Source organism: Streptomyces sp. NBC_00028, assembly GCF_045041065.1.
GTDB lineage: Bacteria > Actinomycetota > Actinomycetes > Streptomycetales > Streptomycetaceae > Streptomyces.
The window spans coordinates 686,848-709,197 of the sequence record NZ_CP108293.1 but is presented as its reverse complement, the minus strand read 5'-3'; the positions used below and the strand labels follow the sequence as shown (position 1 = coordinate 709,197).

Sequence of the window (22,350 nt, the reverse complement as noted above, 5' to 3'; positions counted from 1 at the left end):
GCCATGGACTCGCACGAACTCCTGCACCAGATCGCCGACCAACTGCGCGCCCTGACCCGGGACGCCGTGGCGGGTCTGGTGCGCGATCTGCCCGAGCTCGGCGAGGATCCCACCGCCGCCGGCACGATCCTCGCCGGACGGCTGCTCGCCGTGCACGACCGGCTGCCTGCCGGGAACTCGCTGGTGGAACTCGTACGGGAGATGCTCGGCGACCTGGCAGCCGACTCGCCCGTGCCGTTGCGGCTGCACGGCTGGCAGCGGGGGCCCGGCGCGCGGGGCGTGGCGCTGGTCCTCACCGCCCCGTCCGGAGCGGCATTCGGGCGGGCCGTGCTCGGAGTGACCCCGTCCCCGGCCCCGGACGGGCCGGTGTTCGACGTGGTGGTCACCCCGGGGACCGCCCTCTCCCTGCCCTCGACGGCCACGCAGGCGTGGAGCGCGGAGGCCACCGTCGCCGCCCCGCCCGAGGGCTGGGACACCGCCTTCGGACCCGGCCTGCCACCCGCGCCGCCCGGCGGCACCGCGACGATCACACTGCAGCGCACCGGACGACTGGCCGCCGGGATGACCGAAGGACCGGGCATCGGCGTCGACGGAATCGGCCTCAAGGTCACCGCGGCCCCGGGCGTGCCCGCGGCCGTCGAGGTCGAGCTGCGCCGGCTCACCGCCGCCGTCCTGCCGGCCGCGCTGGCCCGGCTGGTCGGCCTCGGCGGCGGCAGCCCGATGTCCGACGGCTCCGGACCGGTCGACGTCACCCTCCGGGCGGACGGCGCCGAGGGCCTGCGCTTCACGGGCAGCGGCGCGCTGCGTGTCCCCCTCCCGCTGCGGGTGAACGCGCCCTGTGTGTCCACCCGGGGCGCTGCCCTGGAACTGACCTCCGACGCGGGCGGGCCACGGCTCGCCCTTTCCGTGTCCGCCACCGCCGGGCTGCCGGGACTGCCCCTGCGGGTCTTCCTGGACGGCGCCGGAATCGACCTGCCCGTGGCGTTCTCCCCGGCGACCCGCCCGGGCGTCGACCCGAGTCGGCTGCGTGAACTGTTCCCGGACGGCATCGGCACCGAGCTGAAGCTGCCACCCGTCTCCGGCGGCGGTGTGGTGCGGCGGACCCCGGACCAGGGGTACGCGGGGCTCATCTCCGTCGACCTCGGGGTGCTGCGGGTGCAGGCCGTCGCGCTGTTCCGGCCACCCGACGAAAAGGCCCCCACCAGCTTCCTGGTGCTGCTCTCCGCCCAGTTCCCGGCCCCCGGCATTCAACTGGGCCTCGGATTCGCGCTGGACGCGGTCGGCGGCCTGGTCGGCATCAACCGGCGGGCGGACATCACCGCCCTTCAGCAACTGGTCTGCGACGGCAACGCCGACCATGTGCTGTTCCCGGACCGCGTGGTGGAACGCGCCCAGGAGATCACCGGCTCCCTCGGCGCCGCCTTCCCGGTCGCCACCGGGCGCTTCCTGGTCGGACCGATGGTCCGCATCACCTGGGGCGGACGGATGGTGTCACTGTCCGGCGCCCTCATCCTGGAACTGCCCGCCCCGGCCCGCGCGGTGCTGGTGGGACGGCTGCTGGTCGGGCTGCCCGACCCGGCGGCGCCGCTCATCCGGTTGCAGGCGAGCGTGCTCGGCCGGCTCGAACCGGCCGTCCCGCTGGTCGAGCTCCTGGTGTCGCTGTCCGGCTCGTGGATCGTGGGACTCGCCGTGCGGGGCGAGCTGTATCTGCTGGTACGCGGCGGCGCGCAGCCGGAGTTCGTCCTGTCCGCCGGTGGCTTCCACCCCCGCTACACCCGGCCCGCCCGGGTGCCCGCGCTGCGCCGGCTCCAGGTCGACCTGGCCCCGGGCAACGGGTTCGGACTGCGGATGGAGGCCTACTTCGCGATCACCTCCAACGCGCTGATGTTCGGCGGCCAGGTGCAGTTGGACGCCTCGATCGCCGGCTGCGGGGTGCAGGGCTGGCTCGGCCTTGACGCCCTGTTCGTGTTCGACCCGTTCGCGTTCTCGGTCCATGTACGCGCCGGGGTGGCGGTGCGCGCCTTCGGCCGCCGACTGGCCGGCATCGGCCTCGACTTCACCCTGGAGGGCCCGGCGCCGTGGCACGCCTTCGGCACGGGCAGCATCTCGGTGCTGTTCTGGGACGTCGAGCTGGACTTCGACGTCCGCTGGGGCTCGCCGCCCGCGGTCGGGCAACAGCCCGCGCGTCCGCCGATCGAGGCGCTCACCGCGGAGCTGGCGCGGGCGAAGGCCTGGGCGGCGGAACGGCCCGCCGAGGAGCGCACCGCGCTCGTGTTCACGCCCGCGGCGACCGAGAAGCTGAACCAGGGGAACCTCGTCCACCCCGACGCCACCCTGCGCGTCACCCAGCACGCCGTGCCGCTGGGCGTGCCGATCTCCCGGTTCGAACGACGACCGGTGCCGGTGCAGACCTGGACGATCACGGAGATCACCCTCGGTACGCCGCGGCCCGCCGCCGGACTTCCCTCGTTGCCCGAGCGGTTCGTACCCGGCGAGTTCTTCGACCTCACCGAGGAAGAGCAGTTGACCAGGCCCGCGTTCGCCAGCTACGCCGGCGGCCTGCGGACGGGCCCCGACGACGGCATCCGCGTCGGCGTCGGGCACCGGGTCGACGACGGCTACGAGACGGGCTACGAACCGCCCCTGCCCGAGCGGCAGTTCTCCTCCTGGCCGGGGCTCTTCCGCCGCGAGGCGGTCTACGGGGTCAGCGCCGCCGAGCGGCTGGAACGGTGGCGCACCCGCGAAGCGGCCGTCGCTGTACGCCCGCCGACGCTCACCGTGGCCGCCGCCGACACGCTTCAACCACTGCTGGACGACGTCACGCTGGTCGACGCCACGACGGACGCGTGGGAGGCGGTCCGCGGACAACTCGCGCGACCGCAGGACGCGGTGCGGCTCGTCGAGCGCTGGGAGATCCACCCATGAGCACGCGATGGTTCTTCTCCTCGGCGCGACTTGGCGCCGCCGCCTCGGCCCAGGGCCAGGCGCTGGCGACGTCGGTGCGGTTCACCCGTGACATCGACGGCCGCCGTGAGCAGCTCCCGCCGGTGCAGGGACCGACGCTGTCGCTGGTGGGGCCGGGAGACGTGTTCGGGTTCGAACGCACCATGGTCCTGCGGGAGGAACCACCGCCCGGCACCGTCGACGCCGCGGAGAACGTGCTCGCCGGGGTGGAGCTGGCGCACGCCGACCTGCCCTGGCTGCTGTCCCCGGGAACGGCGTTCCCCTCGGGCGGCCCCACCCCGCAGCCCTGGCTCGCGCTGATCGTGCTGGCCGAGGACGAAGCGGCGCCACCCCGTGACGCGCGCCCGCTCCCGGTGCTCACCGCTCCCGTCGCCGCGCTGCCCCCGCCGGCCGAGCGGTGGGCCTGGGCCCATGTGGAGGCGCGACTGCCCGACAACGTCACCGACGACATCGGTGCGCGGACGCTCGTGGAGCAGGGGCTTCGCGCCCACTCGGCCGACGTCGTCGCACGGCTGCTGTGCCCGCGCCGACTGGCCCCGGACCGGGGCTGGATCGCCGCCCTGGTGCCGGCGACCGCCGCCGGACGCGACGCGGGTCTGAACGTGACGCCCGGGGGAGCGGCCACCGAGGACGCCTGGCCGATCGCCGGGCGGGACACCGTCGACCTGCCCGTCTACCACTGGTGGAGATTCCGCACCGGGAAGGCGGGCACCTTCGAGGAACTGGCCCGCCGACTGCGCTTCCGGCCCGCCGCCGAGGCCGGACTCGGCAGCCGCACCATCGACGTCGGCCGTCCCTGGCCCGCCGAGCCGGCCACCGGACCGGCCACCGTGCCCATGGACGGCGCTCTGCGGCCCCCCGGCACGGCGGTGCCCGAGACCTGGTCCGACCCCGTCGCACAGGACCGGTTCCGCACCCTGCTCACCCAACGCCTCGACGCACCGGCCCGGCGCCGCGAGGAGCCCGTGACACCGGGCGAGGAGGGAGCGGACCAGCCGGCCGAGGAAGGTGACGGACAGCCGGTCGAGGACCGGGACACGGTCGCCGTCGCCCCGCCGCTCTACGGCAGCCACCACACCGGCCGGCAGACCGTGCCCGACGAGCCGGACAGCTGGATGAACACCCTCAACCTGGAGGTCCGCCGCCGGGTGGCGGCCGCGCTCGGCACCCGCTACGTGCAGCTGGAGCAGGAGTTCCTGATGGCCCGGGCCTGGGAACAGGTCGGCGAGATCCGGCAGGCCAACCGGCTGCTGGCCACCGGGGAACTGGCCGCCGTCGCGGCCGAGCGGGCCCAGCGCAAGCATCTGGACCCACTGGGGGTCGCCGACCTCGTCACCGTCATGGCACCGGTCAGCGGCCGCATGGCGCTGTCCGTCCCCGCGTCGGTCGCGTCCGAGACCACGCTGGCCGCCCCGGACCCGGACGAGTCCGGGACGGCACCGGAGGTGATCGGGACCACCCTGGCCGGTCTGCTGGCCTCGGCCAAGGACAAGGTGCTGGCCGGCACGGCGAGCACCTCGTTCGTCCGGCTGACCCGCAGCAACGGCGCCCTCGCCCGCCGCGCCCGGCGTGGCGCGAGCGGGGACACCCCCGACGACCAGCCGGCCGACCCGGTCCTGGCGCGGGGGCTGAGAGACCTGGGCGTCATGGGCGACGACGCGCCCGAGAACGGCCTGCCGGGCGAACTGCGCGCCGGACTCGCCGCGGCGCGGCTCCAGATGCTGCGCATGGCCGACCGCATCCCCGCCGACTTCTGGGCGGAGCGCGCCCCGACCGACGCCCGCCCCCTGCGGCCGATCATGGCCCACCCCAAGTTCACCGTGCCCATCGCCGAAGAACTCCTGGCCCGCTGGCCCGAGTGGGCACTGCCCGGCATCAGCGCGCTGCCGCCCGACTCGGTGACCCTGCTGGAGACCAACCCCGAGTTCGTCGCCGCCCTGCTCGTCGGACTCAACCACGAGTTCAACCGGGAACTGCTGTGGCGGGAGTTCCCCACCGACCAGCGCGGCACGCCCTTCGCCCGGTTCTGGCCCGGTGACGACGAGGACGTCGAGGAGATCGCGCTGTGGCCGCCGGACACCCCGCTGGGCAGCCGGTTGCGCACCGGCGGCCAGGGCAACCTGGTGCTCCTCGTGCGCGGCGACCTGCTGCGCCGCTTCCCCGGCACCGCCCTGCTCGCCGTACGCGGTGTCGACGGCAAGCTGCCCCTCACGTTCGACGGAGTGCCGGCCACCCCACTGGCGCTGGACGAGTCCACGGTGCTCTATCTGTTCGCCGGTCTCGACGCCGCCCGGGCCCGCGCCGAGGACTGGTTCTTCGTCTTCCGCGAACCCATGCGCGGCACCCAGTTCGGGTTCGACTCCGGGGGGCCGCCCGAGGAGCTGAAGACGTGGGCGGACCTGACCTGGGGCGCCGTCGGAGTGCCCGAGGCCGCGTGTGTCCGGCTCGACCCCGCACCCGGACCACCGACCCGCCAGCCCGACCCCCCGCTGTGGGGCCACGACCCGGCCGACATGGCCCGCATCGCCTTCCAGCAGCCGTTCCAACTGGCCTTCCGGGCCACCACCTTGCTGGGCGGCTGACCACCGCGCGAGGACAGGAGCACCCCCGACATGACGGACGCCTTCGCCGCCCGCGCGCAACTGGACCGGGCACGCACCGACGCGGATACCGCCCAGGCCCTCGCGGACGAGCAGGAGGCCGTCGTACGGCGCCTCCAGGAGCACATCCGGGCCGGACTGCCCGACCCCGTCCAGATCGGCCAGCGCCCCAGCGCCGAACTGCTCACCGAGGCCGAGGCCGCCCTCACGGAACTGCAACGGACGGCCGAGCAGTCCAACAGCCTCGTCGCCGACGCCGAGGAGGAACTGACCCGCGCCCTGGGCGAGGGTGCGGCGCTCTTCCCCGACGGCAACACCGACCCCGTCGCCCTGCTGCCGGTGCGGGTGGAGACCATCTGGTGGGAGCCGAGCACCCTGCGCGTGCGGATCTACCCGGACGACATCCTGCTCACCCCCTTCGACCCCCGGCTGACGCCCGCCGAGGCGGCCGCCGCCGCCGAGTACTGGCAGAAGCCGGGCCCCGACGCCTGGCAGAAGGTCCTCGGCAAGCTGCGCCCGGCCCGCGCGTCCTGGGCGGTCCGTGCCGCCCGCCCCGGCTCCCCGCCGCCCGGGGAACGCCCCGACGACCCGGGCCAACAACGGGAGCGGCAGGTCGCGATGCCGAACCGCTGGCGCTTCCTCGGCCTGCTCGACGGCCAGATCGTCCTGGACAAGCTGGGCCGCCCGGTGCCCGACCCGCTGCCCATCGGCCTGCTGCGCGCCGAGGAAGAGGGCTGGGAGACCGACTGGTTCCAGGCGCTCAAGGCCGGCATGGGCATCGAGCTCACCTTCCCGCCCGACGGCACCGACCACCTGGACGAACTGCTGGTCGTCGGCGTCCGTGACGACTCCGCGGCGGACGGCGCGGCCCGGCTGCGCGATCTGCTGCACGGCCACCGGTTCGCGGGCGGACTCGGCATCCTGCCCTCCGGAACCGCCACCAACAACACCCCCCGCACCCGCTCCGGCTGGTCCTCCGCACCCGCCTACCCCGGCCCCGACCCCGACCCGGAGGCGGGGCAGCGGCCGGTCGCCGACGCGCTGGCCGCGGCGCTCGGTCTGCCGGACGCCGGGTTCCTGCGCGGCTGCTCCGGCGCGGACGACCCCGAGCCGTCGGCCGTCGCCGCGCTGACCCTGCTCACCTGGCCCACCCTCGGCAAGGGGTTCGCCGAGTCCGCGCTGAGCACCCTCGACCTGGGCACCCGTCAGGTCAGCGGCGTCGCCCCGGGCCGCCCGTGGCGGGCCGTCCGCGACCACCTCGCCGAGCATGTGCGCGGTCGCGGGCCGCTGCCGATGCTGCGGGTCGGGCGTCAGCCGTACGGCGTGCTGCCGGTGACCGCGCTGGGCGACTGGCGTGCCGAACGCACCCGTGACGTCGACGCCCTCCTCGCTCCCTGGCTGCTGCGGCTGCGCGAGTGCTGGCGAGCGGCGCTGAACGGCAGGATCCCCATCGATCCCGTCCCCCATGTCCAGCCGGGCCTGCCGGTCGACCAGGTCACCGTGGAAGCGCTGAAACGGCTGCCCGTGGCGACCGGCCTGGCCATGCGCCGCATGGACGGTCCCACGTTCGCCGTGCCGAAGACCTCGCGCGACGAGCCCCCCGCCAGGCCCGGCCTGCCCGGACTGGCACCCGACGGGATGCTGCGCTGGACGACGAGCGGCGACGGCTGGACCTCCCTCGGCTGGGGCCTGGACGACGGGACCGGCGCCCCCGGGTTCGTCACCCGGATCACCCCGGACGCCACCGCCTTCCCGGCCCGGGCGACGGCCACCGCGGACTATCTGGGGGCCGTACGCGCCTTCCTCGCGGGCCAGTTGGACGCCGCCGCCTTCGACGCGGCGTGGCCGGTCGAGCTGTCCTCGGGGCGCGAGACCCCGCCCCGGCGCAGCACCCTCTTCGACCTTCCGGGAGTACAGGCCGAGGAACCGGGCGAGGGCGAGACCCCCGACGAGGGAGGCGAACAACCGCAGGACGGCCAGGACGGCGGGGAGGCGCCGCCCGAGGACGACGGCACCCCGCAGGAGTTCCCGCCCGAGGCCCCACCGGACGCGAGCGGACTGCTCGACGCCCTGCTGTTCCTGCCCAACTGGGCGTTCTTCGACGGCGACGACAGCGAGCAGGGCACCGACGACCCCGTGCGCCAGGCGCTCGCCGCCACCAGCGACGTGGACCAACTGGTGGCCGACGTCATCGACGGACTCGACGAGCAGGAGCGCACCGAACGAACCACCGCCGCCACCCGCGCAACCGCCGCGCTGCCCCGCCTCGAACAGGCGCTGCGGACGCTCGCGGCCGTACCGGTGACCCGGCTGCCCGAACTGTTGCTGGAGGTCATCGACGCCTACGCGCACCGGCTGGACGCCTGGGTCACCTCACTGGCGTCACGGCGGCTGGCCGAACTGCGGGCGTCCGGCGTCGAGGGCGTCCGGTTCGGCTGCTACGGCTGGGTGGAGAACCTGCTCCCGCCCCAGGCGCGCGAGACGGTCGACATCGAACTGGACGACGTGGACACCACCGTCGAGGTGTCCGCCCAGGACGGCTACATCCACGCGCCGTCCCTGCAACACGCCGCCACGGCGGCCGTCCTGCGCTCGGGCTTCCTCGGCAACCCCGACGAACAGTCCTACGCGGTCAACCTGACCTCCCGCCGGGCCCGCGTCGCCCGCTGGCTGCTCGGCGGGGTACGCCAGGGCCAGAACCTGGGCTCCCTGCTGGGTTACCGGTTCGAACGGGCCCTGCACGACGCGCAACTGGACACTCTCGTCCCACAGTTCCGCCGCGCGTTCCCTCTGCCGGTCGTGCCCGAACCGCAAGGAGAGGCGGGCGACGCCGACTTGTGGGCGCGCAGCGCGGAGGCGATCGGGGCGCGCAACGTGGTCGACGGAATGGCCCTCGCACGGGCCGACGGCAGCGCCCTGGCCCTCGTCCCGCCTGAGCAACAGGCGGCGGTGACACCGCTGTTGGACGACCTCGTCGACGCCCTGGACGCGGTCGGCGACCTGGTGCTGGCCGAGAGCGTGCACCAGTTGGTGGGCGGCAACCCGATCCGGGCCGGCCTGACCGCCGACACCCTGGGCCGTGGCGAGGACGTGCCGGACACCTTCCGCGTACTGCGCACACCGCACCGGGCCCGCGCCCTCACCCACCGGATCGCCGCGCTGCTGCCCGCGGACGCCACCCCGACCGGCTGGCCCGACGACCCGCTCGCCGCGCTGCAACCCGCCCTGGAGGCCTGGGCCGCCCAACTGCTGGGCCCGGCGGCGGGCTGGACGCTGACCGGGATGCTCGGCGGACACACCGACGGCGAAAATCAGGACGGCGACGCTCAGCCCGACGGCCAGAACCATGGCGGCGACGCTCAGGCCGACGGCCAGAGCCATGAGGGCGGCGCTCAGTCCAACGGCCAGGTGGCTTTCCAACTCTCCGCCGATCGCCTGGGGTTGGGCGCCCTGCGGACGGTACTGGACGCGGCCGCCGTGCAACCGGCCGGGCTGCGGCAGGCCGTTCGGACCGCCATGAGCGTCCCGCCGGACACACCGGTCGAGTTCACCGGCCCCGGCTGGAGCGGTCTGCGCGGGCGGGCGGCCCGGATCCGGTCACTGCTGACCACCGCCCAACCACTACTGCCGGCACACCTGCTCGAGGAGCCCGCCGGCCGCACGGTCGACACGGCCGGGCTGCGGACCCGCCTCGCCGCCTTCGCCGCGAGCCCCCTGGTCGCCGGACACCCGGCGCAGGGCGCACTGCGCGACCTGGCCGCCGAACAGGTCACCCCGCGGACGGCCGAGGCCTGGCTGTCCCGGGCCCGCACGACACTGACCGAGGTGCTCGGCGCGGACGTACCCCTCCTGCCCACGCTCACCGCACCCACACCGCCACCCCCCTCACCCGGCGACGTGCCCGGCGCCGAACTGGAGGACTGGCTGCGGCGCAACGCGGCCGTACGGCCGATGGTGCGCACCCTGCACGAGACGCTGCTGCTGGCCGGAACCCGTGCCGGACGGGCCGAACGGCTGCGTGCGGCACAGCATCCGGCGGGCGCCGGCGACGCGTGGATCGGCGGCACCTTCCCCGCCGGCCACCGCCCGCCCGCCACCACCCATCTCGTCTGGCACGCGCCCGTGGACGTCCCGCCCGGCGCGGCTGTCACCGGTGTCGTCCTCGACGAGTGGATCGAACTGCTGCCCGGCTCCGACCAGCCGCCCCTGCCGCCCGAGGGCGTGCCACCCGCCGAGGCCGCCCCACAGACCGAACTGACCGGCGTGGCCTTCCACTACGACCGCCCCGACGCCAAGGCCCCGCACAGCGTCCTCATCGCCGTGCCCCCCGACCTGAGCCGGGGCTGGACCTCCGACGGCCTGGTGCAAGTGCTGCGCGAGACACTCGAACTGGCCAAGCTGCGCGCGATCGACCTCCAGGACCTGCCCCAACTGGACGACCTCCTCCCCGGCATCCGGATCAGCCCGCAGGGCGCGACCGGCCGAGCACTGGCCGGGATGGAGACCCGGCGGCCGAACACCGACCCGGACGGGCCCTTCCGGCTGGAGCCCAGCCACCGCGCCGGCGACATCGAACCCGGACTGGCCGCCAAGGTGCACGACCCGCTGTGGCTGCTCACCCGGCAGTGGCAGTTCGGCGAGTTCGCCGCTCAGGACGCCGGGTCGCCCGCGGTGGTCCGGATGAACGGGGGCAGCGCGCCGATCGACGCCTGGCGACCGGGCGGGAGCACGGACTGGATTCCCTACGATCCACGCCTGGGACCGCTGGACACCCAGATCGAGGACGAACCCGTCCAGGTCGACGAACGGCTGCGCGCCGAGGGCGGTGCCGCACTGCTGCGGATGTGCGACGACGCCGAACTGCTCACCGCCGCCCGCACGGCACTCGCCGCCCATCTGCTCCCGGCCGGAGAGCCGGACGCGAGCCTGATCGGCCTGCTGGACGGCCGTGTGCCGGACGCGGCGTCGGTGGCGGCGGCGCTGGACGCGGGCACCTTCGACAGCGGACCGGACCCGCACCTCGCCGAGGTGGTCGGGCGGTGGCGCACATGGTGGGGCGGACAACTCGCCGAGCACGGCCCGGACTGCTTCGATCCGCACCGCTTCGAGTACGCCGTGGAACTGTCCACCGGCGGGACGGTCCTGCGCGCCGAGGAGTACCAGGGCGACGGTCTCGACTGGTACGGCCTGGACGTCCACCCCGACCCCGAGGCCGAGGCGGCACCGCAGGGACCGCGCCGGACCTTCGCCGAGGAGGGCCTGCCCTCGACCGTGCGCTACGGCGGACTGCCGGCCGACCGGTTCTGGGAGATGGAGGACGCGCGCGTCGACCTCGGCGCGACGGACGTGTCCACGCTCGACACCGGCCGGCTGCTGCTGATCTCGTTCGCCACGGTCTTCGGCAACGACTGGTTCCTGGTGCCCCTGGAGGTGCCGAGCTCTTCCCTCACGGTCGTGGACCGGCTGCTGGTGCGCGATGTGTTCGGCCGCCACCATCTGATCCGGCGGGCCGGCGAGGACGACCCGTCCTGGTCGATGTTCACCCTGAACAGCCCGGACCCCGACCAGCCGGCGGCGTCCGGTCTGCTGATCCTGCCCACCGAGCCCGGCCAGCCGGGCCGGCCCCTGGAACACGTGGTGCTGGCCCGCGACGAACTGGCCAACCTCGCCTGGGCCGTTCAGCACCACTACACCGACGGCCGGGGCGAACCGGTCGACCGCCGGGACAGCTGGGCCCGCCGCACCCCGCCCGAGCCCGTCCCCGCCGGTGAGCTGCCCGCGTACGCGGTGCAGACCATCGTGCCGGACTACTGGTTCCCTCTCGTCCCCGAGGCGATCCGCACCGCCGAGATCCGCTTCCGCCTGGCCGACCTCACCGCTCCCGGCCTCGACGCCCGCCCCGAGGGCCGCCTGATCACGCCCGGACTGTGGGTGCACGAGGAGGAGGTGCCGCGCGACGGGGTGTACGTCACCCGCCGCCCGGTGCTGGCCCGTTGGTACGACGGCTCCTGGCACAGCTGGGTCCGCAGGGAGAAGGCGCCCGGTACCGGGGAGAGCTCCAGCGGGCTCGCTTTCGACACGGTACGGCCGACGGAGCCGTGGCCGTGACGTCGGATCACCGACGTACGCGAGAGATCAGTTGTGCATGCTCCTCACCAGCGCGGTGAGGACGCGGCGGGTCTTGTTCTCGGGGTGTTCGGAGAGCGCCACCCCGCGGCCCCGCACCGCGTCCTCCAGCTCGCGCTGCTTGCGTTCGGCCCGCTTGGCGAGTTCCTCGGCTTCGTCGTCGTCCTTGGGCTTGACCCGGATCGAGACTTCCAGGAAGTCCAGACCGGCCACCGACCACGCCTCCAGATTCACCTTCAGGCCGCCCAGCGGAACGTCCTCGACCTTGGTCGCGAGGATCGGTCCCAGCGCGACCAGCCCGCCGAACGGGACGGTGGGCGCGCAGGCGTGCAGGAACTGGTGGTGCAGCGGGTCGACCGACGCGGCGGGGTCGCCGCCGGGAGACACTGCCTCCGACAGTGCTCCCGGCGGGTGGTCGTGCACGAGGGAGGCGGCCAGTACCTGGCGGTCCGCCGACCAGTCCTCCTCGATCTTGTAGGTGAACGGGTCCGCGTCGAACGGGGCGGAGAAGCGGCCGACCAACTGCCTGCTCGTGCACGGCCGCAACTTGACCGTCAGATCGTCCGCATCGTCACCGAGCCTGAACCGTACGATCACTCCGGCGTCCAGCAGCGGCACCCGGCGCTCGGCGACGCCGTCCCGGTCCTCGGCGAACCAGATCCGACGTGTGGTCCGCACCCCGTGCGAGCCACCGAGGGCGGACAGGGCCGCCGCCACGTCGCTGTCTACGTTGACCTTGATCTCGACCGGCAACAGGTCCATCGCACCGCTCCCTACGCTTCTCTTGGACGCTAGCGCGGACGCCCGGCGGATGCTGCCGGACGAACCGGTTCCCTTCTCAGGGCTGCGGCAGGAGCTGCACCCGGATGTCGTCCCCATAGGGGAGGACGACCGTCCGGTCCCGGCCGAGCACCCAGTCCGGGGTGACCAGGAACAGCCGCCCACCGGACGACAGCAACAGCCGGAAGCCCGCGTAGCGGTGGTGGTACGCCCCGGCGTCCTTCCCCTTCGCATCGAGCGGGGTCTCCGTGACGCCGGTGGGCAGGCCGTCGATCGGATCCTTGGTGTCGATGACGACTTCCGGACGGTCCACCAGTCGAGACGCGTCCTCCTCGCCACGACCCGTGCCGTACGCCCAGGCCAGCTGTGTCGAGGCCCAGAACAGCCCGGCGACGAACAACCCCACCGCGCACAGGGCCCCGTTGTGTGCCATGCGCTGCGACAGCAGGGGCCGGCCGCGCTGTTGTGAGTAGACCCAGACGCCGTACGCCACCGCCGCCGGCCCGATCGCCAGCGACAGCGGTGTGGCACCGATGACGACACTGGTGTCGGAGTCCGCGACGAACATGCCGATCAGGGCCCGGGCGATGAGAAGCACGCCGACGAGGATGATGAGGTACGCCAGCAGGGCCCGGTTGGCGGAGGCGTCGCTGCCCGTGTCGCGGGCGAGCAGCCATCTGACGAGGGCGTGGATGCCGACGCACGCCAGGATGCCGAGGAACATCAAGGCCGCCGGGACGTACACCACTTCCAGGCCCTGCAGCATCAGGTCCTGGTTGGACAGTCCCGTCATGTCGAGGGGGACGCCGAAGTACTGGTAGCGCGCGCGGGTGGCGACATAGCCGAAGTAGACGAGCAGCGCGGTGGCCAGGGTCGTCGGACCGATCGCCTCCGCCAGCTTCCGGACGCGGGTCGAGACGGGGAGCTGGTCGGCGGAGGACTCGGGTCCCTGCGGCGGTTCCGCCACGGGCGGCGTGGGCGGCCTGGGCGGGGCGGCCGGCGGTTCCCGCGGCGGCGCCTCCTCGGCCATCAGCCCAGCTCCAGATCGGACGCCCCGTCGGGTACGTCGGGCAGCGGCTGGTCGTCCTCGGGCGCGGGTGTGACGTTCTCAGGGGTGTCGGGCGCCGGAGTGACCTCCTCCTCCGGGTTGTCCTCCGGTTCCCCTCCCACGACGATCGTCACGGGGGGAACATTGTTGGACGTCGAACCACTGATCACCACCGGATCCTTGGCCGTCGGTGGCGAACCGCCCCAGTCCTTCACCTCGTCGCACGGCGAGTTCTCGGGGTCCACGCACACGTAGGTGAAGTTGACCGTTGTGGTGATGACATACGTGCCGTTCGGGGAGCCGGGCGGCAGGACTGCCCCCGCGTCACACTGATATCCCTCCTGCACCCTGGCCCCGAGGCACCGGGGGTTGCCGTTCGAACAGTGCGCCGCGTTGTCGGAGCTGACAGCCGGCTTGGCCGGGCCGCTGGCCACGGTGAAGGACACGCTGTTGAAGGTGGCCGGCGTGCTCGTCTTGTTGATGATGGTGGCGCAGCCGCTGCCGCTGGGGTTGCCGTCGAGGTGCACCCCGTTGACATGGATGGACCGGCGACCGTCCTTGCGCGTGCCGCCGCCCGGCGTGCTGCTGCCCGTGGCCGACGTGCCCTGCGAGGCGGACGCGGAGCTGGAGCTCCCGTCATCCTGGCGATCGGTGTCGTTTCCCCCGATGCCCCCGTCGGCGTCGGGATCGTTGCCGTTGCCGTTGGAGGCGGCCGCGGAGCTGACGGTTCCTTTGTCAGCGGTGTTCTCGCCGTCGATGGTCGCGGATCTGACCAACCAGACGATCCCGAGCACGGCCACGAGACCGAGGATGATCGCCAGGGCGATGGGCCGGGCACGCATAGTGGCCATAAGTGCAGAATAAGCGCATTTCCGACACTCTTCCTGCTGAACGAACGCCCGGCCGTCGTCACGGACGCGAGTGCGCGTTCCTGGGACGTGATCGCCCTGACGGTAGAGTCCTCGCCCATGGCATGTGTGCCGCTCACGGGCACGAACTGGACTCCTTGGGAGGGGCATTGATCGCCGTCGTGGGTGCCGGCCTGATGGGCGCGGCCACCGCCTGGCAGCTGGCCCGTCGCGGCCACCAGGTCACCCTGATCGAGGCGTACGGCATCGGTCACCGGCGGGGGAGTTCGCACGGCAGCTCGCGGATCTTCCGGCGCGCGTACGCCGAGGACCTGTACGTGCGGCTGACCGGCCAGGCGTACGAACAGTGGCGGGAGCTGGAGCGGGACAGTTCGACTACCTTGCTGCGGACGACCGGCGGCCTCGACTTCGGGGCGGGACGCGACCCGCGCGGCCTGGCCAGGGTGCTGGCCGAGGCCGGGGTGCCGCACGAGGTCCTGTCCGCCCGGGAGGCGTCGGAGCGCTGGCCGTACGTCCGCTTCGACGGGCCGGTCCTCCACCACCCGGAGGCCGGAGTGGTCGATGCCGACGCGACGGTCGCGGCGTGTGTGCGCCGGGCCGTCGAGCACGGGGCGCAGGCGTGGACCGGCGTCCGGGTCACGGGCTTCGACGTGCGGGAGAAGGTGCGCCTGCGTACGGACGACGGCCGGGAACTGACCGCCGACACCGTGGTGATCGCCGCCGGAGCCTGGCTGCCCGAGCTGGATCTGCCGGTCACCCTGCCGCCGTTGAAGGTGACCCAGCAGCAGGTCTTCCACTTCCGGCAGCGGGACCCCTCGCTCGGGTGGCCGACCTTGGTGTTCGGGGACGAGACGATGCAGACCTACGGACTGCCGTCCGGCAGCGACGGAGGAGCACTGTCCGCCGTGAAGGTCGCCGAGCACGACCGGGGCACTCCCACGACGGCCGGTTCGCGGACCGGAGTCGTCGACCCGTCGTCGCGCACCCGCGTCAGCGACTTCGTCCGTGACCGGCTCCCGGGCCTGGACCCCGACCCGGTCGCGGAAGCCACCTGCCTCTACACCACCGCGCCCCACGACGACTTCGTCCTCGACCGGCACGGGCCCCTCGTCATCGTCTCCCCCTGTTCCGGCCACGGCGCCAAGTTCACCCCGCTCATCGGCGCGATGGCCGCCGACCTCGCCACGGGCCGCGCCGAGCCCCACGAGCGGTTCCGTCTGCGGTCCACGGCCTAGGTGCGGTGGTGGGGCCGAACGACGGCACACGCGGAACGCCCGGCCGGGAAGCCCGGCCGGGCGTCTGTTCTGAACGGGGTCCGCGGTGCGGTCAGTTCACCTCGGTGATCCGCCACCGCTGGTTGGAACCGGAGTTGGCCTGCCACGTCGTGACGGCCGCGCCCTCGTTCGTCGCCTGGCCGCCGACCTCCAGGAGCCGTCCGGTCGCCTGGTTCACCAGGGTCCAGGTGCCGTCGCCCGTGGTGGACAGGATCCACTCGGTCGCCGGGTCCCGGTCGCCGGTGTCGGGCTCGATCACCGGCACGTTGTCCCGTACGGCGAGCCGCTTGCCCTCGGCCGGGTTGGCGAAGACGTAGCGGGCGCGGTTGCTGCCCTTCTTGCCGTACTTCGCCTCGAGGCGCCACTCCTGCGCGACCGTGCCGTTCGCGGAGTTGATGGTGAGGTTGGTGCCGTTCGCGCCGACCGTCACCGCCTTGCCGCTCTGCACACCGGTCAGGGTGTAGGACGCGCCCTTGCTGAACAGGCTTGCGTCCTTCGCGACACCGGAGACGCCCTTGACGGCGAACGAGGTCACGGACTGCGCGGGGACGGTGAACGTCGCCTTGCCGTCCACGACGTCGACCGCGGCCTGCCGCACCAGCTTGCCGGCCGCGTCGGTCACCGTCGGGGTGACGGTCGCGTTGTCCTTGATCTTCTCGAACTTCGACAGGTCGATCGTCACCGCGCGGGGCGCGGTGGTGGAGTTGACGTGGACCAGCGAGGCGCCCTTGCCGTCCTTCGTCACCGCGGCGGCGCTGGAGGTGTCGTCCACCTTGATCAGACGGTCGCCGGGCTTGATGAAGTGCGTGAAGTTGCGGGCCGTGTCGAACTTCGTGTTCGTGTAGATCGGGCAGGACTGGAGGGTGTCGGCCGACGTGCAGCTGAACGGGAGCTGGATGGAACCCCAGTTGCCGCCCTTGGCGGACTCGCCGCCCGGCTTCATGTTGTCGTAGTCCTCGACCGGCTGCCAGAACACCCAGGCCTTGGGCTCCAGTTCACGCAGGTCGTTCACCATCTGCTGGGCCAGGCCCAGGCCCGGGCGCATGTCGGTGAAGCTCTGCCCGTCGCCCCAGTCGCCCTCGACCTCGCTCATCCACAGCGGCTTGTCGGCCGCCTTGGACAGGTCACGGACCGTGGTGCGCTGACCGGTGCCGTAGGTGTGGACGTTCATCTGGCCGACGAGGTCCTTGGACGCCTGCGAGTAGGAGTTCCAGTTCGTCGCGAACAGACCGGGGTTGGTCTCGTCCATCGCCGATATGTCGGCCTTGACCTTGGCCTTCTTCAGCGCGGGCGCCAGCGCGGCCAGCACCTTCTCCTGCATCGCGGGCCCGATGTGCGCACCCTCCTGACGGCCCCCCACGGGTTCGCCGTTGGCGTCCAGACGGGTTCCCCAGTAGCCGGTGTTGGGCTCGTTGAACGGGTCGACGGTGTCGACCTTGATGCCCTCGGACTTCTCCAGCCGCTTCGTCGCCCCGGCGAGGTAGGCGGCGAAGTCACCGACCGAACTCTCCTTCAGCTGCTCGGCGTTGGCGTTGAACCCGCCCGAGACATAGCCGCTCTCGGTCATGAACCACGGCGGGGAGTTGGAGAACGTCTCCCAGTGGTCGATGTCGTTCTTGATGTGGTCGACCCACCAGCGCTGTGTGGCGTCCGCGTCGGCGTTCCAGTCGGCGGGGTCGTCGGCGCTCCACCAGTCGGTGTCGGTGCGGGTCGTGCCCGCGGGGGCCTTCCACCACCCCTCGACCGCGCCACCGGCGCGCAGATAGTCCTTGACGTCCGGGGCGTTGCCGCCGCCGATGTTGTACCGCGCGATGTTCAGGGCCAGACCGTCGTCCCCGAAGAGCAGATCGGCGAGCTTCTCGCGGATCTCCTTCGGGTAGTCACCGGTGGCGTTGGCGAACCAGACCAGACTGGTGCCCCAGCCCTCGAACTGCTCCTGCTTGTACGACGGATCGGGCTGGACGGTGACCGACGCGGTGACCGTGTCGGCCTGTGCGAGCGGTGCGGGTACGGAGAGCAGTGCCGCTCCGGTCGCGAGCGCGGTCATGGAGGCGGCCCCGAGGAGCCGTCTGCTGCGGGTGAGTCCTGCCATCGTGTGCTCCCAGCTTCATAGGTGGAAACGCTGCGGTGGTCCCTCCCGCCGGACGCACGGGGAGGGGTGTGCCCCCGGGCGGGTCAGGGGCCGCCCGGGGGACAGAGGTGGGGGGTGGGTCAGACGAGCGGTCGGCGCACCACGGCGACCTCGCGCGGACCGAGGACGAGCCCGTCGTCGCCGGTCGTGCCGTAGAGCACGTCGCCGGGGAAGCCGGGCAGCGGCACCGTGTCGTCGGTCCGGTTCACCAGGAACAGGAACCTCGCCTCGGCGCCCTTGCGGACGGCCAGTTCGACGCGTCCGCGTGCCTCGGCCGGGAGTTCGCTCGTCACGCCGGCCGGCCCGAGCAGGCGCGGCAGCAGCGCGGTCAGCCCCGCGACACCGAGGCGCGTGGAGACGTACGACGCCGAACCGGCCGCCGCGGTACGACGGGTCACGGCCGGACGCCCGGCCTGGTTGCCGGAGTCGTAGCGGGCGAGGACCTCGGTCCGGTCGTCGGCCAGGGTGATGCGGTCGGTCCACAGGGTGCCGGTCGAGCCGTCGTCCAGGGTCACCGACTCGTCGGCGAGCAGCGGGCCGAACTCCTCGACGCGGATGCCGAGCAGCTCGCGCAGCGCGCCGGGGTAACCGCCCAGCCACACATGGTCGTTCTGGTCGACGACGCCGGAGAAGTAGGTCGTGACGAGGTGGCCGCCCTGCTCGGCGTAGCGGGTCAGCTCCTTGGCGAGCTCCGCCGGGATCACATGCAGGACGGGCGCGATCAGCACGTCGTAGCGGGCGAAGTCGCTCTTGGTGGTGATCAGGTCGGCGCGCACGCCGAGCGCGAGCAGCGCCGAGTACCAGTCCAGGCCCTCCTGGCGGTAGTTGAGCAGGGAGGTGGGGTGGGAGTCCTGCTCGCTGGCCCACCAGGAGTCCCAGTCGAAGACGATCCCGACCTTGGCGCTCTCCCGGTGCGAACCGGCCACCGGCGCGAGGGACTTGAGGGTGGCGCCGAGTTCGGCCACCGCGCGGAACAGCTCGCTGTCGGCGCCGGCGTGCGGAACCATCGCCGAGTGGTACTTCTCGGCGCCCGCCGCCGACTGCCGCCACTGGAAGTAACAGACGGCGTCCGCGCCGTGCGCCACGTGCAGCAGCGAGTCCCGGGCCAGCTCGCCCGGCCGCTTGGCCACGTTCACCGGCTGCCAGTTGACGGCGCTGGTGGAGTGCTCCATCAGGAACCAGGGCCGGCCGCCCGCGATGCCGCTGGTGAGGTTCGCGGAGAAGGACAGCTCGTCACGGGACTGCGGGCCGGGGTGGACGTAGTGGTCGTTGGAGACGAAGTCGATCTCCTCGGCCCAGTCCGCGTAGTTCATGCCCTTGGTCTCGCCCATCACCATGAAGTTGGTGGTGACCGGGACGTCCGGGGTGAGCTCCTTCAACAGGTCCCGCTCGGCGCGCAGGTAGTCCTTGAGGGCGTCGGAGGAGAAGCGCTTGAAGTCCAGCTGCTGGGTCGGGTTCGGGTGCGAGGCCGCCAGACGCGGGGGCAGGATCTGCTCCCAGGCGCTGTAGCGCTGCGACCAGAACGCGGTGCCCCAGGCGTGGTTGAGGGCATCGAGGGTGCCGTAGCGGGCGCGCAGCCAGTCGCGGAAGGCGTGGGCCGCGTCGTCGGAGTAGTCGTAGACGTTGTGGCAGCCCAGCTCGTTGGAGACATGCCAGGCGACCAGCGCCGGATGGTCGGCGTAGCGGGTCGCCATCTCACGGACCAGGCGCAGGGCGTGCTCGCGGAAGACGGGGGAGGTGGGCCGCCAGTGCTGGCGGGCGCCCGGCCACAGGGTCTCGCCGGTCGCGGTGACCGGCAGGATCTCCGGGTGGGCGGTGGTCAGCCACGGCGGCGGGGAGGCGGTGGCGGTCGCCAGGTCGACGCCTATGCCGCCCGCGTGCAGCAGGTCCATGACCTCGTCGAGCCAGCCGAAGTCCCAGCTGTCGGCGGTCGGTTGCAGACGTGCCCAGGAGAAGATCGCCACCGAGACGACGGTGACACCGGCCTCGCGCATCAGCCGGACGTCCTCCTCCCACACCTCCCGGGGCCACTGCTCGGGGTTGTAGTCGGCGCCGAAGGCGAGACGCGGGGTGAGGTCACCGTCCGCCCCGCTTCTGCGGGAGTGGAGGGTGGAGATCATGGCGGTCCTTCCGAAGGGGTGGTGCACGGGGGCGGCGCGGCCCGGGAGCCGCGCCGCCCGGCGTTCGTTGCGTCCGCGAGAACTACTTCTCGGCTTCTGCGAGAACTACTTCTCGATGGTGAAGCCCTGCTCCTCGCCGTACTTGACGGAAGCGTCCTGCCAGGCCTTCAGACCGTCCGCCAGCGTGGTGTTGGAGACGTACGCCTTGCCGACCGTGTCGTTGAAGATCGAGTTCGCGTACTGCTGGAACGGCAGGTACGACCAGTCGCTCGCCACGTTCGCCGCGGACTCGGCGAAGATCTTGTTCGCCTCCTGACCGTCGAAGTAGTCGAACTTCTTGCTCTGGAACGCGGGGTCCTCCAGCTGCGCCTTGGTGGCCGGGAAGGCGCCCTCGGAGACACGGGTGGCGACACCGGCGCCGGAGTTGGCGTACTCGGTGAAGGCGTAGGCGAGTTCCTTGTTCTTGGCCAGCGCCGGGACGGTCAGCGAGGAGCCGCCGTTCTCGGCGCTCGCCTTCTCACCCTTGGTCCAGGCCGGGAGCGCGGCGGCACGCCACTGGCCCTTGGCGCCCGGGACACCGGTCTCGAAGTTGGCGGGCATCCAGGCACCGCTGGCCAGGGTGGCGATGCTGCCGTCGCCGAGGCCCTTGTACCAGTCGTCGGTCCAGCCGTTGATCGGGGCGAGCAGCTTCTCGTCGATCAGCTTCTGCCAGACGGTCTCGAACTTCTTGGCGCCCGCGTCGTCGAAGTTGATGCCGACCTTGGTGCCGTCGACCTTGTAGGGGCGCGAACCTGCCTGCCACAGCATGGAGGTGGTGAAGCCCGCGTCACCGGCGTCGTTGGCGATGTAGACCTTCGGGTCGGCCTTGTGGAGCTTGCGGGCCGCGTCCAGGTACTCGTCCCAGGTGGTCGGGACGGCGATCTTGTACTTGTCGAAGACCTTCTTGTTGTAGAACAGCGCCATCGGGCCCGAGTCCATCGGCAGGCCGTACACCTTGTCGCCGTCGCTGACCGCGTTCCACGGACCGGCCGTGTACTTGGAGGCGAGCTTGTCGGCGCCGTAGGGGGCCAGGTCGGTCAGGCCCTTGGTGAGGGAGTACTGACCGAGCGCGAAGTACTCGACCTGGGCGACGTCCGGGACACCCTTGCCGGCCGAGATCGCGTTGGACAGCGCGGTGTAGTGCTTGTCGCCGGAGCGCTCGCTGACCAGGTTGACCTTGACCTTCGGGTACTTCTTCTGGAAGTCGGCGGCCACGGTCTTCAGGGTGGGCTCCCAGGCCCAGACCGTGATGTCGCCGCCCTTGTCCAGGGCCGCCTTGATGTCCGCGGCGGACACGGCCTTCGTGTCGGAGTCGTCGTCCGAGCCGCCGCAGGCGGTGGCGCCCAGGGCGAGGGTGGAGACGAGGGCGATGCCGCGCAGGATGCGGCTCGTTGTTCTGCGCATGGAGGTGCTTCCACTTCTTCGTGGGTGGGACGGGTGAGGGTGGGGGTGACTCATTGGGGGGTCGGTGGCGTCATTCCTTGACGCTTCCGGCGGCGAGGCCGGACTGCCAGTACTTCTGGAGGAACAGGAAGGCGGCGATCAGCGGGATGATCGTGAGCAGGGAGCCGGTGATCACCAGGTTGAAGATGACGTCACCGCCGATGGTCTCCGCCTGCGAGTTCCAGGCGCTCAGGCCCAGCGTCAGCGGGTACCAGTTCGGGTCCTTCAGCATGATCAGCGGAAGGAAGTAGTTGTTCCAGGTGGCGACCGTGGTGAACAGCAGCACGGTCACGATCCCCGGGGCCAGCAGCGGCAGCGCGACCTGGAAGAAGGTGCGCACCTCGTTCGCCCCGTCCATCCGGGCCGCTTCCAGCAGCTCGGTCGGGATCGCCTCGGCGGCGAACACCCACATCAGATAGAGGCCGAAGGGCGAGACCAGCGACGGGATGATCACCGCCCAGGGGGTGTCGGTGAGCCCCATCTTGCTGAACATCAGGAAGGTCGGCACCGCGAGGGCCGTACCCGGCACGGCCACCGCGCCGATGACGACGGCGAAGATGCCGCGCTTGCCGGGGAAGTCGAACTTCGCCAGCGCGTATCCGCCCAGCACCGCGAGCAGCGTCGCGCCGCCCGCGCCGAGCACCACGTACAGCAGGGTGTTCAGCAGCCAGCGGACGAAGATGCCGTCGTGGTAGGTGAAGGTGGTCGAGATGTTGTCCCACAGGGCGAAGTCGTGGGCGAACCACAGTCCGTTGGAGGCGCCCAGACCCGCCTGGGTCTTGGTCGAGTTGATGACCAGCCAGATCAGCGGCGCCACGGTGTAGACGACCATCAGGGCCATGAGCCCCGTGAGCAGCAGGCTGCGCTTGGGCTTGCCCGGGGTGTGCTTCTTGCGCGGGGTACGCAGCGGCGAGGCGCTCTTGGCGGGGGGAGCGGTGACAGAGGTGCTCATCGGG

The 22,350-nt window shown here is 72.3% G+C and carries 11 protein-coding genes; 4 read left to right on the top strand and 7 right to left on the bottom strand.

What is annotated here, in order from left to right:
- Positions 1–3: 3 nt before the first annotated feature.
- The 3 genes from OG885_RS03115 to OG885_RS03105 are packed head-to-tail and all read left to right on the top strand — an operon-like array spanning position 4 to position 11,672.
- Positions 4–2,925 carry a DUF6603 domain-containing protein gene (locus OG885_RS03115; protein WP_405725544.1) on the top strand — a complete coding sequence of 974 codons (2,922 nt, stop codon included), beginning with the start codon at positions 4–6 and terminating at the stop codon, positions 2,923–2,925.
- On the top strand, positions 2,922–5,546 hold the full coding sequence (locus OG885_RS03110) for a hypothetical protein (RefSeq protein WP_405725541.1): 2,625 nt from the start codon (positions 2,922–2,924) through the stop codon (positions 5,544–5,546). The genes OG885_RS03115 and OG885_RS03110 overlap by 4 nt, the downstream gene beginning before the upstream one ends.
- 30 nt (positions 5,547–5,576) lie before the next feature.
- A complete protein-coding gene (locus OG885_RS03105) occupies positions 5,577–11,672 on the top strand; it encodes a hypothetical protein (protein WP_405725538.1) in 6,096 nt (2,031 codons plus the stop codon).
- 27 nt (positions 11,673–11,699) lie between these two features.
- On the opposite strand, the gene OG885_RS03100 is transcribed toward OG885_RS03105, so the two are convergent.
- The 3 genes from OG885_RS03100 to OG885_RS03090 form a co-directional block, all read right to left on the bottom strand.
- The gene (locus OG885_RS03100; RefSeq protein WP_405725535.1) at positions 11,700–12,452 is read right to left on the bottom strand and encodes a hypothetical protein; all 753 of its coding nucleotides are present in this window, start codon (positions 12,450–12,452) and stop codon (positions 11,700–11,702) included.
- Positions 12,453–12,528: 76 nt separating this feature from the next.
- Positions 12,529–13,500, bottom strand: a complete 972-nt coding sequence (locus OG885_RS03095; protein WP_405725532.1) for a hypothetical protein — start codon at positions 13,498–13,500, stop codon at positions 12,529–12,531.
- On the bottom strand, positions 13,500–14,369 hold the full coding sequence (locus OG885_RS03090; protein WP_405725529.1) for a hypothetical protein: 870 nt from the start codon (positions 14,367–14,369) through the stop codon (positions 13,500–13,502). The genes OG885_RS03095 and OG885_RS03090 overlap by 1 nt, the downstream gene beginning before the upstream one ends.
- Positions 14,370–14,536: 167 nt before the next feature.
- Here OG885_RS03090 and OG885_RS03085 point away from each other — a divergent pair, with 167 nt between their 5' ends.
- Entirely contained in the window at positions 14,537–15,622 is a 1,086-nt protein-coding gene (locus OG885_RS03085) for an FAD-dependent oxidoreductase (RefSeq protein WP_405725526.1), read from the top strand.
- Positions 15,623–15,713: 91 nt separating this feature from the next.
- On the opposite strand, the gene OG885_RS03080 is transcribed toward OG885_RS03085, so the two are convergent.
- From OG885_RS03080 to OG885_RS03065, 4 genes are all read right to left on the bottom strand, one after another.
- Positions 15,714–17,753, bottom strand: coding sequence for an RICIN domain-containing protein (locus OG885_RS03080; protein ID WP_405725523.1), 2,040 nt, complete (start codon positions 17,751–17,753; stop codon positions 15,714–15,716).
- Positions 17,754–17,872: 119 nt separating this feature from the next.
- Positions 17,873–19,912, bottom strand: coding sequence for a beta-galactosidase (locus OG885_RS03075; RefSeq protein ID WP_405725520.1), 2,040 nt, complete (start codon positions 19,910–19,912; stop codon positions 17,873–17,875).
- A 105-nt stretch (positions 19,913–20,017) separates the two neighbouring features.
- Positions 20,018–21,355 carry an ABC transporter substrate-binding protein gene (locus tag OG885_RS03070; protein WP_405725517.1) on the bottom strand — a complete coding sequence of 446 codons (1,338 nt, stop codon included), beginning with the start codon at positions 21,353–21,355 and terminating at the stop codon, positions 20,018–20,020.
- Between the two features lie 70 nt (positions 21,356–21,425).
- Positions 21,426–22,346, bottom strand: a complete 921-nt coding sequence (locus OG885_RS03065; RefSeq protein WP_405725514.1) for a carbohydrate ABC transporter permease — start codon at positions 22,344–22,346, stop codon at positions 21,426–21,428.
- Positions 22,347–22,350: the final 4 nt, after the last annotated feature.